We start from the raw sequence: 22,079 nt of genomic DNA, 5'->3' as shown, positions 1-22,079 counted from the left end.
TTTGTAGCGGTTATATGCGCAGGGGGCGTCTCGACGACGCCCCCTTTTTTTATCCAACCGCATCGCGGGCGTGACTGCCTTTCAGGTCCGGCGTCATTGAGTCCATTCATCCGGCAGACTGTGCGTCAACGTCGACACGAAACGCTCGGTTTCCGGCGCGCGCGGCTGCATGAAGATCTCGCGCGACGGCCCGGCCTCCACCACCACGCCGTTGTTCAGAAACACCACGTCACGCGCGATCGTCGCGGCGAGCCGCAAATCGTGCGTGGCCATCAGCATGGTCATGCCTTCGGTGGCGAGTTGCTTGAGCACCTCCACCACTTCCGCGGCGAGACCGGGGTCGAGCGCCGAGGTCGGCTCGTCGCACAACAACACTTCCGGCGACGGCGCCAACGCCCGCGCAATCGCCACACGCTGTTGTTGCCCGCCGGAGAGCGTCGAAGGCCATGCATCCGCCTTCTGCGCGATGCCGACCTTCTCCAGCAGTTCGTCGGCGCGAGCCCGCGCCTTGTCCTTGTCCCACTTCAGAACGGTCACCAAGCCTTCCATCACGTTCTGCCGCACGGTGAGATGCGGAAAGAGCTGGAAATTCTGAAACACCATGCCGGTGCGGCGGCGAATCGTCAGCACCGCGTCGCGCGAGGGCCGGTGGTCGCGACTGAATTCCAGCCGCTGATCGCCGAGTTCGAGCGAACCGGACTCGGGAATCTCGAGCAGATTCACGCAACGCAAAAGCGTGCTCTTGCCGCTGCCCGATGGACCGATCAACGCGGTGACATTCCCCGAGGCGAGTTGCAGATCGACCGAGTTGAGCACCCGTTGACCACCGAAGTACTTGTCGATTTTTTCCAGTCGGATCATCAGTTGCCTGCCTGGAAAAGTGCGTGACGGCCGAACTTGCGCTCGAGCCTGACTTGCGCCGACGACAACACCGAGCTGAACACCAGATAGACCAGTGCGGCTTCCGTGTACAGAATCAGCGGCTCGTAAGTCACCGACGCGATCCGCTGCGCCGCCTGAAATACCTCGGGCACGGTCAGCACCGCGGCGAGCGAGGTGTCCTTCACCAGCGCGATAAACGAATTGGACAACGGCGGCAACGCGACGCGCGCCGCTTGAGGCAGGATCGCACGACGCAGAGCCTGCTCGCGCGTCATCCCCATCGAATACGCCGCCTCCCACTGCCCTTTTGGAATCGACTCGATCACGCCGCGTATCACTTCGGAGTTGTACGCGCCGACATTCAGCGAAAAGCCGATGATCGCCGCCGTCAACGGATCGAGCACGATGCCCACGTTCGGCAAGCCGTAGAAGATCACGAACAGTTGCACGAGCAACGGCGAGCCGCGAAACAGCCACACGTAGAAGCGCACGATCGCCACGGCCCACTTCGGCCCGAACAGGCGGACCAGCGCGACGAGGAACGCCAGCGCAAGTCCGATCGCAAACGATATCAGCGTAAGCGGCACGGTAAACACGAGCCCCGCATACAGCAGGGGCCACAGCGACTGCGCCATCAGATGCAACCATGCCGGCATGATTCAGACTCGCGGAAGGCGTTTACTGGGAGACGTCTTTGCCGAAATACTTCTGCGAGATCTTCGCGTAGGTGCCGTCTTTCTTCATGTCGGCGAGCGCCTTGTTGATTGCGGCCTGCAATTCGGGGCTGCCTTTGCGGATCAGCACGGCGGACTTGTCGCTGCTGTCGGCCGAGGTATCGAGCGCGGCGATCTTCACCTTCGCGTCCGGCTTGTGCTTCTTGAAGTCGAGGAACGACAGCGAGTCGTTGACGGTGGCATCGACGCGACCCGAGGTCAGCAGATCGATCGATTCATTGAAGCCCTGTACGGGGATCACTTCCGCGCCGTGCGCCGCCGCGATCTTGCCGAAGTTGCTGGTCAGCGTGTTAGCCGACTTCTTGCCCTTCAGGTCGTCGAAGTTCTTGATCGTGGTGTTGTTCGACTGCACGATCAGCGCCGCGTGCGACGTGATGTACGGGTCGGAGAAATCGTATTTGACCTTGCGCGCGTCGGTGACGGCCACTTCGTTGATCACCGCGTCGTAGCGGTTCACGTCGAGACCGGCGATCAGACCGTCCCATTTGCCCTCGACGAATTGCGGCTTGACGCCGAGACGCTGCGCGATCGCCGTGCCGATTTCGACGTCGAAACCGGTCAGCTTGCCGGATTCGTCGTGGTACGTGAACGGCGCGTAGGTGCCTTCGGTGCCGATCCTGAACACGCCGGCGGATTTGATCTGCGCGAGTTCGTCGGCGGCGAATGCGGAATTCACGGCCACCGCCTGGAACAACGCGATCAGCAGAATGGAACGAATCGATTTCATCAGGCGGCTCCGTCAAATGTGCCACGTCGGTGGCTGAGTCTTGTGTTGGACAGTCCCCGCCGGCGCTTGCGCCCGCAGAGTGGGCGGACTGTAGCAAACGGCCTGCGTTTTTACAAAGGATCAGGTTTCCGATCGATATGCGCTTGCGTGCTAAGCGAACAGCCATAGCCTCTGGTGTGACGTGGATTTCAACTCTACAGCAGATAGACAGACGCGGCATGCATCGCAACACGGAACCTATGTTGCGCGCCATCGGGGAAAACGCGAGAGGTCTCGCCGCGGTGAGCGCGCGGCAGGAAAAAACGGGCGGCGCCGCTTTGAATGCGGCGCCGCCCGTCGTCGGATTGCGAATAGCTTACCGCTCCACCGGATGCGGCTCCTTGCGCTTGTTGGCGACGCGGATCGCGTCGAAGTAAGCGCCGTTCGGCGGACGCTTCAGATAGCGGCCCGCACCGCGCACCGCCCGCAGCTCGCCGTCGGTCCAGGCGAGCGCGCCGCGCGTGAGCGTGTGCATCGCCACGCCTTGCACCGTCATGCCTTCGAACACGTTGAAGTCGACCTTCTGATGGTGCGTCTTCGCCGAAATCGTTTTGCTCGCGTTCGGGTCCCACACCACGAGGTCGGCATCCGCGCCGACCCGCACCGCGCCTTTGCGCGGATACAGGTTGAAGATCTGCGCGGCATTCGTCGAAGTAATCCGCACGAACTCGTTCGGCGTGAGCCGCCCCGAATTCACGCCGTGATGCCAGAGCACCGCCATGCGGTCTTCCACGCCGCCGCAACCATTCGGGATCTTCGTGAAGTCCTCGCGGCCCATCGCCTTCTGCGACGCGCAGAACACGCAGTGGTCGGTGGCCGTAGTGTGCAACTGGCCAGCTTGCAAACCGCGCCATAGCGCCTCGCGATGCTCGGCCGAGCGGAACGGCGGGCTCATCACATGGGCCGCCGCGCGGGTCCAGTCGGGATCGCGATACACCGCTTCGTCGATCACCAGATGGCCGGGCAACACTTCGCCGAACACGCGCAGACCTTCGCTGCGCGCGCGGGCAATCGCATCGACCGCGTCCTTTGAGGACACGTGCACGATATACACCGGCACGCCCAGCACCTGCGCGATCCGGATCGCGCGATTGGCGGCCTCGCCCTCCACTTCCGGCGGCCGCGACAACGGATGCGCCTCCGGACCGGTAAAGCCTTTCGCCAGCAACTGACGCTGCAACTGGAACACCAGTTCACCGTTTTCCGCATGCACGGTGGGCAGCGCGCCGAGTTCGAGCGAACGCGAGAAGCTGTTCACCAGCACTTCGTCGTCGGCCATGATCGCGTTCTTGTAGGCCATGAAGTGCTTGAAGCTCGACACGCCGTGTTCATGCACCAGCGTGCCCATGTCGCGATAGACCGAATCGTCCCACCACGTCACCGCGACGTGAAAGCCGTAGTCCGCCGACGCCTTCTCGGCCCAGCCGCGCCATTCCTTGAAGGCGTCCATCAGCGGTTGCTTCGGGCTCGGAATCACGAAGTCGATGATGCTCGTGGTGCCGCCCGATAAACCCGCCGCCGTGCCCGTGTAGAAGTCGTCGCTCGCCGTGGTGCCCATGAACGGCAATTCCATATGCGTGTGCGGATCGATGCCGCCGGGCATCACATACTGCCCGCCCGCATCGACGATCGTGGCGCCGGCGGGCGCCTCCAGGTCCGCTCCGATCTGCAGGATCGTGCCGCCGTCCTGCGGGTCCGCACACAACACGTCCGCACGATACGTGTTCTCCGCGTCGATAATCGTGCCGCCGCGAATCAGGGTCGTCATGTTGCCGCCTCCTTATGAACTGCTGGTTTCGGTGCTACGTACTTCGTTTCGTTGATGCTCACGCGCTCGCCACGCGCGCACTCGGTCCCTTGCTCAGTTTCATCCACGCGCTGTATACGATCGACGCCAACGCGAGCCCGACAAACCACGCATACGTATAGAGTGTATTGAAGATCGCCGGTACGTTCGGGAACGACGCCGGAAACGCGGTGTGCAAAAAGCCGGGCAGATTCGGCAGCACGCCGATCACGAGCGCGACCACCGCGCCGATATTCCAGCCGCCCGTATAGCTGTATTCGCCGTGCTCGTCGAAGAGTTCACGCGTGTCGAGACGCGTGCCGCGAATCAGGAAATAGTCGACCATAAGAATGCCCGCGACCGGACCAAGCAGCGCCGAGTAGCCGACCAGCCACGTAAAGATATAGCCCTGCGTGGTGGCGAGAATCTTCCACGGCATCATCACGATCGCGATGGTCGCGGTAATCATGCCGCCCACGCGATACGAAATGCCCTTCGGCCACAGGCTCGAAAAATCGTACGCCGGGCCGACGAGATTCGCCGCGAGATTGCAGCACATGGTGTCGAGCGTCAGGATGATCAGCGCGACGCCCACGCCGATGCCGGTCATGCGGCTCGTCAGGTCGATCGGATCCCAGATCGCCTTGCCGTAGATCACCACCGTCGCCGACGTGACGACCACCGAGATCACCGAGAGCAAGGCCATCGGCACCGGCAAGCCGACCGACTGGCCGATGATCTGATCGCGCTGCGTTCTGGCAAAGCGCGTGAAGTCGGGGATATTCAGCGCGAGCGTGGCCCAGAAGCCGACCATGGCCGTGAGGCCGGGCCAGAACGTGACCCAGAAGAGGCCTTCTTTCTTGCCGCCCGGCACGAATTGCGACGGCGCCGACAGCATCGAGCCCAGGCCGCCCGCTTTCGAAGTCGCCCACCACACGAGCGCAATGCACATCACGATCTTGATCGGCGCGGACCAGCTTTCGAGCCAGCGGATCGAATCGGTGCCATGCACGATGAAGTAGATCTGCAGTGCCCAGAACACCAGGAAACACGCGAGCTGAGCGAGCGAGATGTCGAGAAACGGTAAAGCCGCGCCGTGCAGCGCGTTGCCCGTGAGAATGTTGAGCAGCGTATAGATCGCGCTGCCGCCGAGCCACGTCTGAATCCCGTACCAGCCGCAGGCGACGATGGCGCGCAGCATCGCCGGCAATTTGGCGCCCTGCGTGCCGAACGACGAGCGCACCAGCACCGCGTACGGAATGCCGTGCTTCGCGCCCGCGTGGCCGATCAGCAGCATCGGCACCAGCACGATCAGGTTGCCGAGCAGCACGGTGATCACGGCTTGCCACGGTGACATGCCTTCTTCCGTCAAGCCGGCGGCCAGCATGTACGACGCGATGTTCATCACCATGCCCACCCACAGCGCGGCGAAGTGATACCACTTCCAGGTGCGCTGCGCGACGCCGGTCGGCGCAAGATCGTCGTTGTAAAGACTGCTGCCCTGCACGCCGGCCGCGAACTGCGGGTCGACGGGTTGCGCTGTCTGCTTCATCTAAAGATCTCCACTCGATCGTTGAGGCCCGCGCGGCTTCTATCGGCGCGTCGGGACCTTTGGGGAATGACAGGTTCAGTACTAGCGCTGCGTTATTTCTAACCACATCGTATTTCAGGCCGCTTTTGCCGCGTGCGCATGGGCGTGCTCCGCGGTTTCGGTCGCGTCCGCCGCTGCGCCCTCCTCTGCGCCCACGCGCGCCGGGTTGTTCGGATGCGTGGTCCAGTTCGCGTACTCGCCGTTGTCCACGCGCTCCATCGTGATGCACTGTTCGACCGGACACACGTGCATGCACAGATTACAGCCGACACATTCGGAGTCCATCACTTCAAAATGACGGACGCCATCTTTTTCTTTCATGATCGCCTGGTGAGCCGTGTCCTCGCAGGCGATATGGCACAGGCCGCACTGAATGCACTTGTCCTGATCGATGCGCGCCTTGATGTCGTATTTGAGGTTCAGGTACTTCCAGTCGGTGACGTTCGGGACGGCGCGGCCGCGAATGTCGTCGAGCGTCGCGTAGCCTTTTTCGTCCATCCAGTTGGAGAGGCCATCCGCGAGGTCGGAAACGATACGGAATCCGTAGTGCATCGCCGCCGTGCAGACCTGCACGCTGCCCGCGCCGAGCACCATGAATTCGGCGGCGTCGCGCCATGTGGAAATCCCGCCGATGCCGGAGATCGGCAGATTCGGCGTTTCCACGTCGCGCGCGATTTCCGCGACCATGTTCAGCGCGATCGGCTTCACAGCCGGTCCGCAGTAGCCGCCGTGCGTGCCTTTGCCATCGACCATCGGCAACGGCGACATCGCATCGAGATCGACCGCCACGATCGAGTTGATCGTGTTGATCAGCGACACGCCATCCGCGCCGCCCTTGTAGGCCGCACGCGAACCGAGGCGAATGTCGCTGATATTCGGCGTCAGTTTGACAAGGCACGGCAGCTTGGTGCCTTCTTTCACCCAGCGCGTGACCATCTCGACATACTCGGGCACCTGGCCGACCGCCGCGCCCATGCCGCGCTCGCTCATGCCATGCGGACAGCCGAAATTCAATTCGACCGCATCCGCGCCGGTGTCTTCGACGAGCGGTAGAATCCACTTCCAGTCGCGTTCGTTGCACGGCACCATCAGCGAGACGATCATCGCGCGGTCCGGCCAGTCGCGTTTGACTTGCGCGATTTCCTTGAGATTGACGTCGAGCGGACGGTCGGTGATCAGTTCGATGTTGTTCAGGCCCGCCATGCGCTGGCCGTTCCATTGCACCGCGCCGTAGCGCGAGCTGACGTTCACCACATGCGGGTCGAGGCCGAGCGTCTTCCACACCACGCCGCCCCAGCCCGCCTCGAAGGCGCGGTTCACGTTATAGGCTTTGTCGGTCGGCGGCGCGGAGGCGAGCCAGAAAGGATTCGGCGAAGTGATGCCGGCAATCGTACAGCGCAGATCGGCCATGTTCGGCTCCTTGGGGACTGCTGTTCTTTGTCTGAGGTGCTGCTTCGCTTGGTTTGGCTTGGGTCGCTCTAGGCGGCTTTCGCCGCCGTGCGGGCGAACTGCGCGTCGATCGCGGCAGCCGCGATCTTGCCGTCCTGCACCGCTTGCACCGTGAGGTCGATGCCGCCGGTGGCCGCGCAATCGCCGCCGGCCCATACACTCGCCAGCGAGGTCTGGCCGTTCGCATCGACAGCGATACGGCTGTCGTCCAGCGTCAGCAATTCACGCTCGATGCCGACCGGCACCAGCGTTTGACCGATCGCCTTGAGCACCATGTCGGCTTCGACCATGAAGCGCTCCTCTCCACCTTCACGCGATGTGCGCGCGAATTCGACACCCGTGACCACGCCGCCGTCGCCGATCAAATGCATCGGCGTGGCGTGCGTGACGAGCGTGACACCGTTGGTCTGCGCGAAGTCGCGCTCGGCCCAAGTGGCGCTCATTGCTTCGACGCCGCGCCGGTAAACCATCGTCACCGATGTTGCGCCGAGCTTGCGGCTTTGCACGGCCGCGTCGACTGCCGTATTGCCGCCGCCGATCACCACCACGCGCCGGCCCACCGGCACCGTGCCGAAGTCGCTCGCGCTGCGCACCTGTTCGATGAAGTCCACCGCGTTCATCACGCCGCCGAGATCCTCGCCTTCCATGGCAAGCGAGCGCACGCCCGTGAGGCCGATCGCGAGGAACACCGCATCGTGTTGCTTGCGCAGCGTGTCGAGGTCGACATCGCGACCAAGCGCGACGCCGTGTTTGATCTCAATGCCGCCGACGGAGCACAGCCACTCCACTTCACGCTGAGCAAAATCGTCGACGGTTTTATAGGCGGCGATGCCGTATTCATTCAGACCGCCGGCCTTTTCATGCGCGTCGTAGATCGTCACGTCATGACCGGCCAGCGCGAGCCGGTGTGCACAGGCGAGTCCCGCCGGACCCGCGCCGACCACCGCGACGCGTCGTCCGGTTTCAGCCGCGCGCTTGAACAGCACTTCGCCGCGCGCCATCGCCCAATCGGTGGCATGACGTTGCAGCGCGCCGATCGCCACCGGCTTCGCGTCCTGATGGTTACGCACGCATGCGCCTTCGCAAAGAATCTCCGTCGGGCAGACGCGCGAGCACATGCCACCCAACGGGTTGGCCGACAGAATATCCACGGCCGCGCCCTTCAGATTGCCGTTGCTGATCTTGCGGATGAAGCTGGGAATGTCGATCTGCGTCGGGCAGGCGTTCACGCACGGCGCGTCATAACAGTAGTGGCAGCGGCTCGCCGCCGCGGCCGCGGCGCTTGCGTCGAGCAAGGGCGCGATGTCGGAGAACTCGCACGAGAGCTGCTCGGGCGATAGCCGCTGAGCGGCAATGTCGCCGGTTTGCTTGATGGCCATACTCGTTCCTTCTTCGATGTGAGGACGTAGCCGCTCCTGCCGGCCACGCTTAAAGCGGAGCCGGGACGGCATGTTTTATGGGCACTACGGTGAAGCGGGTAAAGCGACCGCAACCGCCAAAGAGTTATGACAGCGTCATGAAACCGGCTCGCACGCACGCTCCAGCATGGCGTGCAGCAACACGTTGGCGCCGGCCTCGATCCATTCGAAAGTGGCGTCCTCAATCTCGTTGTGACTGATGCCGTCCACGCACGGCACGAACACCATCGAGGTCGGCGCGACTTGCGACAGATAGCAGGCATCGTGTCCCGCACCGGACACCATGTTGCGATGCGGATAACCGAAGCGTTCGGCCGCCGCGCGCACCGACTTCACGCAGGCTTCGTCGAATGCGACTGGCGCGTAGTAAAAGATCTGTTCGAGTTCGGTTTCAAGACCAATGCCGTTGGCGATGTCGGCCACGCCCTTGCGCAAGGCCGCATCCATTTTCGCGAGCACCGCATCGTCCGGATGACGGAAATCGACCGTGAAGAACACGCGGCCCGGAATCACGTTGCGCGAGTTCGGATAGACCTGCATCATGCCGACCGTCGCACAGCCGAATGGCGCATTGTCGAGACCGATGCGATTGACCAGATCGACCACGCGCGCGGCACCGAGCAAGGCATCGCGACGGCGCGGCATGGGCGTCGGACCCGCGTGCGCCTCCTGCCCTGTCAGCGTGATTTCGTACCAGCGCTGACCTTGCGCGTCGGTCACGACGCCGATGGTTTTCTGTTCGGCTTCGAGAATGGGCCCCTGTTCGATATGCAACTCGAACGCCGCGTGCAGCGGCCGTCCGCCGCACGGAATATCGCCCGCATAGCCGATGCGCTTGAGTTCCTCGCCGATGGTCTTGCCGTCCACGTCCTTGCGCGACAGGCCATAGTCGAGCGTGAACACGCCGGCGAACACGCCCGACGCCACCATCGCGGGCGCAAAGCGCGAGCCTTCCTCGTTGGTCCAGATCACCACTTCAACCGGATGCTCCGTCTCGATGCCGTGATCGTTCAGGCTCCGAATCACTTCGAGACCGCCCAGCACGCCGTAGATGCCGTCGAAGCGGCCGCCGGTCGGCTGCGAGTCGGCGTGCGAACCGGTCATGACCGGCAACGCATCGGGATTGCGCCCGGCGCGGCGCATGAATACATTGCCCATCTGGTCGACACTGACCGTGCAGCCGGCTTCCTTCGCCCAACTGACGATCAGGTCGCGTCCTTGCTTGTCGAGGTCGGTGAGCGCCAGGCGGCAGACTCCGCCTTTGGGCGTCGCGCCGATCTTCGCCATCGTCATCAGGCTGTCCCACAGCCGCTTGCCGTCGACCTTGATCGACGTGGTGGGTTCAGCGTGCTTCAGCGCTTCGGATACCGCGTTCATTCGTCTCGCTCCTTTCGGTGAACCGACTTGAAACTGGTGCATTGGTGGCGGGTTTTGGGGCGTGCTCGCACGGGGGCAGTGCACATTCGACACCTTCGATCGCCTCTTATACAGAGGGCAAACCCTGGGGCATCGGCCGCTCTTCCAATCCTGTCCAGTTGGACAGGTTGTAGACGATTAAGCTCGCCAAATCAACACCTTTCGTGCGGTGAGAAACATAGCGAGAAGTGTGCCATTGCACCGCAGCATGGCTTCGGCGCGTGCGACGAATGCGCGTGTGGGCAGCGCGCCAAACGACTAGAATGAAGCGCGACGCGGCACCCATGCCGCCGAAGGCGAACATGAGAGACGACGACGTGGCGGCCGACATCACGGAAAACGAGGAAACACGCGCACCTTTGCGGCGGCGCAAGGCGCACATTCGCGAGTCGAATGAAGCCCATCTTCTGGCGTGCGCCGAGGCGGTTTTCGCCGAGCGCGGACTCGACGGCACCAGCACCGCGATGATCGCGGAGCGTGCGGGCTTACCGAAAGCCAACGTGCATTACTACTTCCCGACAAAGCTCGCGCTCTACCGGCGTGTGCTGGAAGACCTGTTCGAAGACTGGCATCGCGCGGCCGATACGTTCGAATGCAGCGACGACCCGGTCGAAGCGATCGGTGGGTACGTGCGCGCGAAAATGGAATTGTCGCGCCGCCGTCCGCTCGGTTCGAAGGTGTGGGCAAGCGAGATCATTCACGGCGCGGAACACATGGAGGACATACTCACCGAACGCGTGAAGCCGTGGCTCGACAGCCGCGTTAAGGTGATCGACGACTGGATCGCGCGCGGGTTGCTCGCACCGGTGAACGCGCAAACGCTGATGTATATGATCTGGGCGACGACTCAGCATTACGCCGACTTTGATGCGCAGATTCGCGCGCTTAAAGGCAAGCGTGCGTTGACGCAAAAGGCGTTCGATGCGACGACGGAGGAAGTGGTGCAGTTGGTGATTCGGGCGTGCGGGGCGGTGTCACCCGCACAGCATGAGGATGGCGCCGACCCGGCGAGATAGAAGTAACTGAAAGGGCCCCGCTGTCGATGATGAACAGCGGAGCCTTAGAAGGCACGGCACCTTAATACGTCTCCAGGTGCAACCTCCCCTCCTTCTTCAACTTGCCCCACAGCGCTTCCCAGTCCAGCTGATGCTGCTCACCGATCTCCTTGAGCGCCTGCAACACACCATCTTCCATGCCCTTCAACCCGCATACGTAGATATGCGTGTTGTCGTCCTTGAGCATGTGCGCCACATCGACCGCGCGCTCACGCATGGCGTCCTGAACATAGCGCTTCGGTTGACCCGGCGTACGCGAGAACGCCAGATTGGTATCGATGAAGTCTTTCGGCAGATTCGTGAGGGGCCCGAAGTACGGCAACTCTTCTTTGGTCCGCGCACCGAAGAAAAGCATCAGCTTGCCGGTCGCGCCCTTCAAACGGCGCCGGCGGCGATACTCGGTCATCGCGCGCATCGGCGCTGAACCCGTGCCGGTGCAGATCATCAGCAAATGCGAGTTCGGATGGTTCGGCATCAGGAAGGTGCCGCCGAACGGGCCGATCACGTTGACCACGTCCCCCTTCTTCAGATCGCACAGGTAATTCGAACACACGCCATCGGTCGAGTCGCCGTGCTGCTGCGAGACGCGTTTGACAGTGAGCGAGACGTTGTTATAACCGGGCCGCTCGCCATCGCGCGGACTCGCAATCGAATACTGGCGCGCGTGATGCGTACGGCCATCGGCGGTCGCGCCGGGCGGCAGAATGCCGATTGACTGGCCTTCCAGCACCGGAAACGGCATTGACCCGAAATCGAGCACGATGTGATGAATGTCGCTATCGGTCGAGCCATCGGTGAGCCGATAGTTGCCGACCACCGTCGCGCTAGTCGGCTCCTTGTGCGTATAGAGGTTCACATACGGCTTTGCGGCCGACCACGGCGGCACGACGGAGCCGCGCACGGTATCCACTTCGATGCCGCTCGCCTCGGCCGGCGAATCACCCGATGCGCCCGCGCCCGACGATTCGTCCGCGGCGGGCACGGCCATCGTGTTCTGTTCCGGCAGGACGTCCCACGTGAACTGCTCTTCGATCGGATACGCATCGGCCTTCAACACGGTGCGCCAGTTGTCGATCGCGCCGGTCGGACACGGCGGCACGCATGCCATGCAGCCGTTGCAGATATCCGCCTTGACCACGTAGTTGTTGTCGTCGTGCGTGATCGCATCGACCGGGCAAGTCTCTTCGCACGTATTGCAGCGAATGCAGATTTCCGGATCGATCAGATGCTGCCGGAGAACTTCGATCGATACTGGGCCGTTCATGACTTCCTCCACCTTGAGATGCGGCGCCAGCGTGCCACGCGCCGCTCGCGCACTCAGTTGAAGCGCACGTATTCGAAATCGACCGGCTGACGGTTCACGCCCATCGCAGGCGGCGCAATCCAGTTGGCGAATTTGCCCGCGTCCGTAACGCGGCCCATCAACGACGCGACGTAAGCGCGATCATCCGGTGTGGCGAGCCATTTCGCTTCGTTGGCGGCCCATTCGGTTGCGCTGACCACGCGGCCGTCGGGCGACACACGCGTGCCGGCGAACGTGCCGATTTGCCGATTGAACGCTTTATGCGGCACCGTCATGCGGAATTCGATACCGGCCTTTTCGAGCACCTTGTTCCAACGCCCCACGCCCGCCACCGAATCCTTGATGTAGTCGTCGCGCAGCACTTCGTTCATGGCGTTGAGCATCGGCACTTCGCGCTCGACCAGCTTGCCGTCCTGCACGTCGAGCAGCTTGTAGCTCTGCCCGTTCAACTGATGATCGTCGTCGCGCTTGTTTTCTTCGTAGCGGCCCTTGAGGCCCGAGCTATAGAACGTGGCGGCGTTGGACGAATGATCCGCGCCGAACAGGTCGATCGTGACCGAGTAATGAAAGTTCAGATAGCGCTGAATGGTCGGCAGATCGATCACGCCGGCCGCGCGGATCTTCGCGACGTCGTCCGTGCCGAGTTCGTTCATCACCTGGGCCGTACGCTGGATCACACGAGACACACCCGATTCGCCGACGAACATATGATGCGCTTCTTCGGTCAGCATGAACTTGGTGGTGCGCGCGAGCGGATCGAATCCCGACTCCGCAAGCGCCGACAACTGGAATTTGCCGTCGCGATCGGTGAAGTACGTGAACATGAAAAACGCGAGCCAGTCCGGCGTTTTCTCGTTGAATGCGCCGAGAATGCGGGGATTGTCGTCGTCGCCTGAACGGCGGCCGAGCAATGCTTCGGCTTCCTCACGTCCGTCGCGGCCGAAATAGCGATGCAGCAGATACACCATCGCCCACAGATGGCGGCCTTCTTCCACGTTGACCTGGAACAGGTTGCGCAAGTCGTACATAGAGGGCGCCGTCAAACCGAGGTGGCGCTGCTGCTCGACCGACGCCGGTTCGGTATCGCCCTGCGTCACGATGATGCGGCGCAGATTCGCGCGATGCTCGCCCGGCACGTCCTGCCAGGCCGCTTCACCCTTGTGTTCGCCGAAGTGAATCTTGCGGTCCTGCTCGCCGGGCGTGAGGAAAATGCCCCAGCGGTAGTCCGGCATCTTGACGTGATCGAAATGCGCCCAGCCGCCCGCATCGACGCTCACCGCGGTGCGCAGATACACGTCGTAGCCATGCGAGCCTTCCGGGCCCATATCGCCCCACCACGCGAGGAAATTCGGCTGCCATTGTTCGAGCGCGCGCTGTAGCGCCCGGTCGTCGGCGAGGTTGACGTTGTTCGGAATCTTTTCGCTGTAGTTGATCGATGACATGGTCGGTTCCTGGTTCAGAAACTGCAGTGACGGTGAGAGGCGCGTGTCGGGCTGATGGTGGCCCGTTTCGCGCTCGTTGCGTTGATGGCGATCGGTCGCCCATCAAGCGCGCATCAAATGCGTATCAAACACGCGAGACGTCGAATTGCGCCTTGCTGCCCTTGCCGTACACCTTGAGCGCGCCCTTCTCGCCCACCGCGTTCGGCCGGTTGAAGATCCAGTTCTGCCACGCGGTGAGACGGCCGAAAATGCGCGTCTCCATCGTTTCCGGACCGTTGAAGCGCAGATTCGCTTCGAGTCCGGTCAATGCATCCGGCGACATCGCGGCGCGTTCTTCGAGCGCGATGCGAATTTCGTCGGCCCAATCGATGTCATCGGGCGATGCGGTCACGAGGCCGAGGCGTTCGGCTTCGACCGGCTTGATCGGCTGACCGATCAGGGAACGCACGGCGTCGAGCGGCTCGGTTTCTTCATAGAAACGCCGGCCGAGACGCGACTGATGCGTGACCATCGGATAGAGGCCGAAGTTGACTTCCGACAGCGTGATAGCCGGCTCTTCCTCTTCATTGCCCGGCAGCGCCGCCATGTAAGTGCGATCAGCGGCGAACGCGAGTTCCGCGAAGGTGCCGGCAAAGCACGAACCCGGCTCGATCAGCGCGAACAGCGAACGCGACGAAACGTCGATGCGCGCCAGCGTGCGGCGCAACAGGCCGATGGTCTCGCGCACGAACCAGTGGTCCTTGTGCTGCATGAGCGAGGCGTCAGCGGCGAGCAGATTGCGGGCATCGCCTTCGGTCCTGAAGACCCACGTGCCGATCGCGAGCTCGTTGGTGCGCATGCAAAGGATAGCGTCGTCGAGTTCGCGGGCGAATTGCAGCGGCCACCAGTTCACGCCGGCCGCGACGATGGCATCGATACTCGAGGGCGGTTCGGATTGCGGTGCCTTGGCCGTGAACGTCGCAATGCGCTTCGCGCGGTCGATCGTCACGTCGAGCGTTTTATAAGTGAGGCCGTCTTCACGATCCGTGCGTTCGATACGCGTGAGCACAACGCCCTGTGCGTCCGAGGGACGGTCACTTTGTTCGGCGAGTTCGAGCGCGCGCGCCTGGATCGCCTGATCGAACTGGTTCGGCTTCACGACTTCATCCACCAGGCGCCATGCTTTCGCGCGTTCGCCGCGCACGCCTTCCACCACCGTGCAGAAGATGTCGGCGCGATCGTGACGCACCTTGCGTTTGTCCGTGACGCGCGTCAGGCCGCCGGTGCCGGGCAGCACGCCGAGCAGCGGCACTTCCGGCAGCGAGACCGACGACGAACGGTCATCCACCAGATAGATCTCGTCGCATGCCAGAGCGAGTTCGTAGCCGCCGCCGGCGCAGGCACCGTTCACTGCCGCGAGAAACTTCAAACCTGAATAGCGCGACGAGTCTTCCAGGCCGTTGCGCGTTTCGTTGGTGAACTTGCAGAAGTTGACCTTCCACGCATGCGTGGAGAGACCCAACATGAAAATGTTGGCGCCCGAGCAGAACACGCGGTCCTTCAGGCTCGTCAGCACCACGGTTCTCACTTCCGGATGCTCGAAGCGGATCCGTTGTATTGCGTCGTGCAATTCGATGTCGACGCCGAGGTCATACGAATTCAGCTTCAGCTTGTAGCCGTCACGGATGCCGCCGTCCTCGGCGATATCAATGCCGAGCGTCGCAACGGGACCGTTGAAGCTCAGCTTCCAATGCTTGTACTGCGAGGGATCGGTGCGGTAGTCGACCGGCGCGACGGCGGTTTCTGCTGTAGACATGGGGCCTCTCCTGGCTGGACGATGCAAATACTGTTTTTGAACAATAGTGCATCGTCAAATCCATGTAAAGCACTTTAGTGCATGTTTACACGTAAACCCTGACGCCGAATTGCATGTCAGCTCACGCCAGCCTCGTCCGGCGATTCCGCGGCGAGCCTTGCAGCAAGGCGGTCGCGCAGCTGCAGGTAGGCGTCGGCCAAGGTTTTTTCGCTGGTGTCGAAGGTCATGTCAGCGCGGCCATACAGCTCGCCGCGTCCCGCCAGGATGCGCTTCAGGTCGTCCATTGCCTCCTTGTTGCCCGACATCGGCCGCAGATCGCCCTGCGCGACGACGCGGCGCATATGCTCTTCCGGCGCGGCCTGCAGCCACACCGTATAGCAGTGCGACAGCAACGTATTGAAGGTGCCCGACTCCGACACCAGTCCGCCCGGCGACGCGATCACCGCGCGCTCGTGCTCCTGAATCACAGCCTCGAGCGCGCGATGTTCATAACGCCGGTAAGCGGCCGCGCCGTAAAGCGAATGAATCTCCGACGGCGGGCAGCCGGCCAGTTGTTCGATCACGCGCGTGAGTTCGACAAACGGCACCTTGCGCTCCTGCGCCAGCATCCGCCCGAGCGTCGATTTACCGGCGCCGCGCAGGCCGATCAACGCAATCCGGTCCTTGCGATGCGGGTCGCGCGGCGCCTGCGCGAACATCTCGGCGAGCGCCACGCGGGCGCGCTGCAAGGCCGCCTGATCGCGCCCCTGCAGCAGTTCGCGGATCAGCAACCATTCGGCGGAAGCGGTGGTTTCGTCGCCGATCACCTCGGCCAGCGAACAGTTCAGAGTAGCCGCGATCTGCCGCAGCACCAGCACCGACGCATTGCCCACGCCCGATTCCAGATTCGCCAGATGCCGCTCCGACAAGCCCGTTTCCGTTGCCAGTGTTTTGCGCGTCATGCCGCGGCGCGCGCGCAGGAGCCGCACGCGTTCGCCCATCGCCGTCAGAAAGGGATCGCGCTCCGCCGCCCGTTCGGTGCGGCCTGCGGCGTCGTCGGCGGAATCGTCCAGCGGTGCAGGAGAGTAATTTTGGTTCATGTTTTGCTGCCTCCGAACTGCGATACATGTATTATAGTGCTTGACAGGCACCGAGTGAACGGTTAATTTTCGCCAAATATTGATCCAATAACAAACGCTGTCGAGATTTTTCGGCAGCGTCACAGAGATGGCGCGACGGCTCGCATGCATTAACGTGCGTGCGGCGGTCGAATGCGCCGATCTGGAGGCTCGCATGTCCCCACATGAATTCCAGCGCCTGATCGCGGGCGTCACAGAGCAACTCGACGGCCGACCGCTCGACAGCAAACTGGCCGACTGGCTGAACGACGCCTATCCCGCGGACAGCGCCACGTTCCGCGAACTTGCCGAGGCGTGCCGAACCGGTGTCGCCGAAGGCTGGCTGTGCAATCGCGAAGGCGGTGGCATTCGCTACGGCCGCATCTTCAAGGCGCTGCCCGAGACCCACGGCTTTTCCGTCGACGTCGTCGATATGAAGGATATTGCGGGTCCGCATCATGTTCACCCGAACGGCGAGATCGATCTGATCATGCCGCTCACCGAAGGCGCGACCTTCGACGGCCACCCGGCCGGATGGTGCGTGTACGGGCCCGGCACCGCGCATCGTCCGACGGTGGCGAACGGCGAAGCATTGGTGCTGTACCTCCTGCCGCAAGGCGCAATCGAATTCACTCCCGCCTGAGCGCTGCCATGACCGAACTCTTGAAGAACCATGTGGCCGGCCAGTGGATCGCCGGCGGCGGCGCCGGCGTCACGCTCACCGATCCGGTGACGGGCGAGGCGCTCGTGCGTGTATCGAGCGAAGGCCTCGATCTCACCCGCGCGTTCGGCTTTGCACGCGATAACGGCGGCGCCGCATTGCGCGCTTTGACCTACGCGCAACGCGCCGCCCGCCTCGCCGATATCGTCAAGCTGCTGCAAGCGAAGCGCGACGACTACTACGCGATCGCCACCGCGAACTCGGGCACCACGCGCAACGATTCGGCGGTCGATATCGACGGCGGCATTTTCACGCTGTCGTATTACGCAAAACTCGGCGCGTCGCTCGGCGAAGTGCATGCGCTGCGCGACGGCAACAGCGTCTCGCTGAGCAAGGATCAATCGTTCAGCGTGCAGCACGTGCTCACGCCGACCCGCGGCGTCGCGCTCTTTATCAACGCGTTCAATTTTCCGTCGTGGGGCTTGTGGGAAAAAGCGGCGCCGGCGTTGCTCTCCGGCGTGCCCGTCATCGTCAAGCCCGCCACGGCAACGGCGTGGCTCACCCAGCGCATGGTCGCCGATGTGATCGACGCCGGCATTCTGCCGCCCGGCGCGCTCTCGGTGATTTGCGGCAGCTCGGCGGGCCTGCTCGATCAGATTCAGTCCTTCGACGTGGTGTCGTTCACGGGCTCGGCTGAAACCGCCGTCACGTTGCGCGCGCACCCCGCATTCGTGCAGCGCGGCGCGCGCCTGAACGTCGAAGCCGACAGCCTGAACAGCGCGATTCTGTGCGCCGACGCCACGCCCGACACGCCCGCCTTCGAGCTGTTCATCAAGGAACTGGTACGAGAAATGACCGTGAAATCCGGGCAGAAATGCACGGCGATCCGTCGCGCGTTCGTCCCCGAGGCTGCACTTGAAGCGGTGCTCGAAGCGCTCAAGGCGAAGCTCGCGAAGATCACCGTCGGCGATCCGCGCAATGAGGCGGTGCGCATGGGCTCGCTCGTGAGCCGCGAGCAATACGAGAACGTGCTGGCCGGCATCGCGGCGCTGCGCGAAGAAGCGGTGCTCGCCTACGACGGCTCCGCTGTACCGCTCATCGATGCGGACGCGAATATCGCGGCTTGCATCGCGCCGCATCTGTTCGTCGTCAACGATCCGGATAGCGCGACGCTGCTGCACGATGTCGAGGTGTTCGGACCGGTGGCGAGCGTGGCGCCCTATCGCGTCACCGCTGATGCAAACGCATTGCCCGAAGCGCACGCGGTCGCTCTCGCGCGACGCGGCCAGGGATCGCTCGTCGCCTCGATCTATTCGAACGACGACGCGCATCTCGGCCGCCTTGCACTGGAACTCGCGGATTCGCACGGCCGCGTGCATGCCATTTCGCCCTCGGTCCAGCAGAGTCAAACCGGTCACGGCAACGTGATGCCGATGTCCCTGCACGGCGGCCCTGGCCGCGCGGGCGGCGGCGAAGAACTGGGCGGTTTGCGCGCGCTGGGTTTCTATCACCGGCGCTCGGCCATCCAGGCGGCGAGCGCGGCACTCGACGCGCTGACGCAAGCGACTCATTTGCCGGCGGCCTGACCGCGCACGCGTTCAGCGATGAGGACCGAGCCCACCCATTAGCCTGCAAGCATCGAGCGGATCACGAGCACAGAACAGCCGGACCGCGCCCACCCGATGGAGGAGACACATGGAAGCCCTGTTGGACAAGACGGCGAATCAGCCCGCCGCGACGGTCGAAGCGCCGCCCGCGCTATTCAATTTCGCGGCCTACCTGTTTCGGCTGAACGAAACGCGCGCCGCCAAAACCGCCTATATCGACGACACCGGCAGCGCCACCTACGGTGAACTCGAGGGTCGCGCGCGGCGCTTCGCGAGCGCACTGCGCACGCTCGGCGTGCATCCCGAAGAGCGCGTGTTACTCGTGATGCTCGATACCGTTGCGCTGCCGGTTGCCTTCCTCGGCGCGCTCTACGCGGGCGTCGTGCCGGTGGTCGCGAACACGCTGCTCACACCCGCCGACTATGTGTACATGCTCACACACAGCCACGCCCGCGCCGTGATCGCCTCGGGTGCGCTGTTGCAGAACGTGACGCAGGCGTTGGAGTCCGCCGAACATGACGGTTGTCAGTTGATCGTTTCGCAGCCGTGTGAAGGCGAGCCGCTCCTCGCGCCCTTGCTCGAAGAACTGATCGACGCCGCTGCGCCTGCCACCAAGGCCGCCGCAACGGGTTGTGACGACATCGCCTTCTGGCTGTATTCGTCGGGCTCGACCGGCAAACCGAAGGGCACCGTCCACACGCATGCGAACCTGTACTGGACCGCCGAGCTGTATGCGAAGCCGATTCTCGGCATCACCGAGAGCGACGTGGTGTTCTCCGCGGCCAAGCTGTTCTTCGCGTACGGTCTCGGCAACGGATTGACGTTCCCGCTGTCGGTCGGCGCCACGGCGATCCTGATGGCGGAACGCCCCACCGCCGACGCGATTTTCACGCGTCTCGTCAAACATCGCCCGACAGTGTTTTATGGCGTGCCCACGCTCTACGCGAACATGCTGGTGTCGCCCAACCTGCCCGCGCGCGCCGACGTCGCGATACGGATCTGCACCTCGGCGGGTGAAGCGCTGCCGCGTGAAATCGGCGAGCGCTTTACCGCGCACTTCGGCTGCGAGATTCTCGACGGCATCGGCTCGACAGAAATGCTGCACATCTTCCTGTCCAATCGTGCGGGCGCGGTCGAATACGGCACGACGGGCCGCCCGGTGCCGGGATACGAAGTCGAGTTGCGCGACGATGCCGGTAACGCCGTGGCCGATGGCGAAGTCGGCGACCTGTATATCAAGGGGCCGAGCGCGGCCGTGATGTACTGGAACAACCGCGAGAAGACGCGTGCCACCTTTCTCGGCGAGTGGATTCGCAGCGGCGACAAGTACTGCCGGCTGGCGAACGGCTGCTATGTCTACGCGGGCCGCAGCGACGACATGCTCAAAGTGAGCGGCCAGTATGTTTCTCCGGTCGAAGTGGAAATGGTGCTGGTGCAGCACGACGCGGTGCTCGAAGCGGCGGTGGTCGGTGTCGATCATGGCGGCCTCGTGAAGACTCGCGCGTTCGTGGTGTTAAAGCGTGAATTCGCGGCGTCTGAGATACTCGCGGATGAATTGAAGGCCTTCGTGAAGGACCGGCTCGCGCCGCATAAATATCCGCGCGATATCGTGTTCGTCGACGATCTGCCGAAGACGGCCACCGGAAAAATTCAACGCTTCAAACTGCGCGAGCAGTCATAAGGTGATTTATGCAGAACCCCGCCATTGGCAACGTTGCAGCAACGACCGCTAGCAATTTCGCTGACTTGCCCGCTACCGCGTCGCATGGACCGTTGCGCATCGAGTATCGCTGGGTGAATGAAGCGGCGGGCAACGCGCCGATCGCCGTCTTCCTGCATGAAGGCCTCGGGTCGATCGCGATGTGGCGCGACTGGCCGCAAGCGCTGTGCGAGCGGCTCGGCATGCGCGGACTCGTTTATTCGCGGCCCGGTTACGGGCTTTCCACGCCGCGTCCGCATGAGGTGAAGTGGCCCGTCGATTTCATGACGGCGCAGGCGCGCGATATCCTGCCCGCGTTGCTCGACGCACTCGATATCGATATGCGCGAACGCCGGCGCATGTGGGTCATCGGCCATAGCGACGGCGGTTCGATCACGCTGTTGTACGCGGCGCTCCATCCCGACGAGTTGGCTGGCGCGGTGGCGATTGCGCCGCATGTCTTCGTCGAAGATATTTCGGTGGAAAGCATCGCGCAGACCAAACAACTCTACGAAACCACCGACCTGCGCAGCAAGCTCAGCCGCTATCACGCGGACGTCGATTCCGCGTTCTATGGCTGGAATGACATCTGGTTGAATCCGGCTTTCAGGCAGTGGTCCATTGCCGGGGAACTGGCGTCTATCCGCAAGCCCTTGCTCGCGGTCCAAGGCCATGACGACAACTACGGCACGATGGCCCAGATCGACACGATCGCCGCACACGTGCCGCATGCGCAACTGGTCAAACTCGACGCTTGCAGCCACTCGCCGCATCGCGATGCGCCAGGGCCGTTGAACGAAGCCATTGCGGCATTCGTTCTGACGCAGCGCTAAGCCACCTTCCCGACGCCGAACAGCGCATATCTATTGGCTGGCCTAGATGTAATCGCCCGCCGCCCAATTCTCAACAAATACCCAAATTTCCACATCTTCACAAAAGTTACACAGGTAAGCGACTATTCTTGCGCATCGCTGACCTGGGCACATGGATGCCCTGGCGCAACTTCCCCGTGCCGGAGACATTGCCATGTCTGTTGTGTCGCAGCCGTCTATTGCCTTCCATCGCAAACGTTTGGCAGGCGCACTGGCCGCCGTGTCGCTCTGCATGCTGCTCGGCGCTTGCGGCAACGACGACGACAAATCCCCGGACACACGCGCCCTTAGTTCTACCGAGAGTTCCGCCGGCGACAGCAGCGCCGCCACGGTTCTGTCGGCGAATCCATCTTCCGCTTCACCCGCGCCCCCAGCACTGACGATTCAAACCCCTGCACTACCCGCATCAAGCGCCGATCCGGCATTGTCCGCCGCCGCGTCGACGCCGCTCGCCACACCTGTGATCCACACCGTCGACTGAGTTTTGCGTGTCACGCGACGCGCGG

At 63.0% G+C, this 22,079-nt stretch carries 18 protein-coding genes; 6 read left to right on the top strand and 12 right to left on the bottom strand.

Features of this window, described 5'->3' with window-relative positions; translation table 11 throughout:
• Positions 1 to 93: 93 nt before the first annotated feature.
• The 8 genes from P0D80_RS33400 to P0D80_RS33365 form a co-directional block, all read right to left on the bottom strand.
• A complete protein-coding gene (locus tag P0D80_RS33400) occupies positions 94 to 861 on the bottom strand; it encodes an amino acid ABC transporter ATP-binding protein (RefSeq protein ID WP_132373749.1) in 768 nt (255 codons plus the stop codon).
• A complete protein-coding gene (locus P0D80_RS33395; protein ID WP_012433671.1) occupies positions 861 to 1,538 on the bottom strand; it encodes an amino acid ABC transporter permease in 678 nt (225 codons plus the stop codon). The genes P0D80_RS33400 and P0D80_RS33395 overlap by 1 nt, the downstream gene beginning before the upstream one ends.
• 22 nt (positions 1,539 to 1,560) lie before the next feature.
• Positions 1,561 to 2,343: an amino acid ABC transporter substrate-binding protein gene (locus P0D80_RS33390; protein ID WP_132373748.1), complete on the bottom strand. Its 783-nt coding sequence runs from the start codon at positions 2,341 to 2,343 to the stop codon at positions 1,561 to 1,563.
• A gap of 355 nt (positions 2,344 to 2,698) precedes the next feature.
• Entirely contained in the window at positions 2,699 to 4,150 is a 1,452-nt protein-coding gene (gene hydA / locus P0D80_RS33385) for a dihydropyrimidinase (protein WP_408290281.1), read from the bottom strand.
• Between the two features lie 58 nt (positions 4,151 to 4,208).
• A complete protein-coding gene (locus tag P0D80_RS33380; RefSeq protein WP_408180096.1) occupies positions 4,209 to 5,720 on the bottom strand; it encodes an NCS1 family nucleobase:cation symporter-1 in 1,512 nt (503 codons plus the stop codon).
• 114 nt (positions 5,721 to 5,834) lie between these two features.
• A complete protein-coding gene (gene preA / locus P0D80_RS33375; RefSeq protein ID WP_408290278.1) occupies positions 5,835 to 7,169 on the bottom strand; it encodes an NAD-dependent dihydropyrimidine dehydrogenase subunit PreA in 1,335 nt (444 codons plus the stop codon).
• A 68-nt stretch (positions 7,170 to 7,237) separates the two neighbouring features.
• The gene (locus P0D80_RS33370) at positions 7,238 to 8,587 is read right to left on the bottom strand and encodes an NAD(P)-dependent oxidoreductase (RefSeq protein WP_408290276.1); all 1,350 of its coding nucleotides are present in this window, start codon (positions 8,585 to 8,587) and stop codon (positions 7,238 to 7,240) included.
• Between the two features lie 135 nt (positions 8,588 to 8,722).
• The gene (locus P0D80_RS33365; protein ID WP_132373743.1) at positions 8,723 to 10,003 is read right to left on the bottom strand and encodes a Zn-dependent hydrolase; all 1,281 of its coding nucleotides are present in this window, start codon (positions 10,001 to 10,003) and stop codon (positions 8,723 to 8,725) included.
• Between the two features lie 302 nt (positions 10,004 to 10,305).
• Here P0D80_RS33365 and P0D80_RS33360 point away from each other — a divergent pair, with 302 nt between their 5' ends.
• Positions 10,306 to 11,058, top strand: coding sequence for a TetR/AcrR family transcriptional regulator (locus P0D80_RS33360; protein ID WP_408180093.1), 753 nt, complete (start codon positions 10,306 to 10,308; stop codon positions 11,056 to 11,058).
• A gap of 61 nt (positions 11,059 to 11,119) precedes the next feature.
• Here the strand turns inward: P0D80_RS33360 and boxA are convergent, their stop codons facing one another.
• The 4 genes from boxA to P0D80_RS33340 all read right to left on the bottom strand — a co-directional run bounded on the left by boxA (position 11,120) and on the right by P0D80_RS33340 (position 16,716).
• Complete coding sequence (gene boxA, locus P0D80_RS33355; RefSeq protein WP_408290273.1) at positions 11,120 to 12,361, bottom strand: benzoyl-CoA 2,3-epoxidase subunit BoxA; 1,242 nt, start codon at positions 12,359 to 12,361, stop codon at positions 11,120 to 11,122.
• A gap of 53 nt (positions 12,362 to 12,414) precedes the next feature.
• A complete protein-coding gene (gene boxB, locus P0D80_RS33350) occupies positions 12,415 to 13,842 on the bottom strand; it encodes a benzoyl-CoA 2,3-epoxidase subunit BoxB (protein ID WP_408290271.1) in 1,428 nt (475 codons plus the stop codon).
• A gap of 124 nt (positions 13,843 to 13,966) precedes the next feature.
• The gene (gene boxC / locus P0D80_RS33345) at positions 13,967 to 15,637 is read right to left on the bottom strand and encodes a 2,3-epoxybenzoyl-CoA dihydrolase (RefSeq protein WP_408290269.1); all 1,671 of its coding nucleotides are present in this window, start codon (positions 15,635 to 15,637) and stop codon (positions 13,967 to 13,969) included.
• Between the two features lie 116 nt (positions 15,638 to 15,753).
• Positions 15,754 to 16,716, bottom strand: coding sequence for a helix-turn-helix transcriptional regulator (locus P0D80_RS33340; protein WP_408180089.1), 963 nt, complete (start codon positions 16,714 to 16,716; stop codon positions 15,754 to 15,756).
• A gap of 193 nt (positions 16,717 to 16,909) precedes the next feature.
• On the opposite strand from P0D80_RS33340, the gene P0D80_RS33335 reads away from it, so the two are divergent.
• The 5 genes from P0D80_RS33335 to P0D80_RS33315 all read left to right on the top strand — a co-directional run bounded on the left by P0D80_RS33335 (position 16,910) and on the right by P0D80_RS33315 (position 22,054).
• Complete coding sequence (locus P0D80_RS33335) at positions 16,910 to 17,377, top strand: DUF4863 family protein (RefSeq protein ID WP_408290266.1); 468 nt, start codon at positions 16,910 to 16,912, stop codon at positions 17,375 to 17,377.
• An 8-nt stretch (positions 17,378 to 17,385) separates the two neighbouring features.
• Positions 17,386 to 18,981: a 3,4-dehydroadipyl-CoA semialdehyde dehydrogenase gene (locus P0D80_RS33330; protein ID WP_408290264.1), complete on the top strand. Its 1,596-nt coding sequence runs from the start codon at positions 17,386 to 17,388 to the stop codon at positions 18,979 to 18,981.
• Between the two features lie 109 nt (positions 18,982 to 19,090).
• The gene (locus P0D80_RS33325) at positions 19,091 to 20,683 is read left to right on the top strand and encodes a benzoate-CoA ligase family protein (protein ID WP_408290262.1); all 1,593 of its coding nucleotides are present in this window, start codon (positions 19,091 to 19,093) and stop codon (positions 20,681 to 20,683) included.
• Positions 20,684 to 20,691: 8 nt separating this feature from the next.
• Positions 20,692 to 21,534, top strand: coding sequence for an alpha/beta fold hydrolase (locus P0D80_RS33320; protein ID WP_408290260.1), 843 nt, complete (start codon positions 20,692 to 20,694; stop codon positions 21,532 to 21,534).
• Between the two features lie 193 nt (positions 21,535 to 21,727).
• Positions 21,728 to 22,054 carry a hypothetical protein gene (locus tag P0D80_RS33315; RefSeq protein ID WP_408180124.1) on the top strand — a complete coding sequence of 109 codons (327 nt, stop codon included), beginning with the start codon at positions 21,728 to 21,730 and terminating at the stop codon, positions 22,052 to 22,054.
• The last annotated feature ends 25 nt before the right edge of the window (positions 22,055 to 22,079 follow it).

The organism is Paraburkholderia sp. RL17-373-BIF-A, assembly GCF_046030175.1.
Classification (GTDB): domain Bacteria; phylum Pseudomonadota; class Gammaproteobacteria; order Burkholderiales; family Burkholderiaceae; genus Paraburkholderia.
The sequence above is the reverse complement of the archived record's forward strand: the minus strand, read 5'-3'. Positions and strand labels throughout refer to the sequence as shown.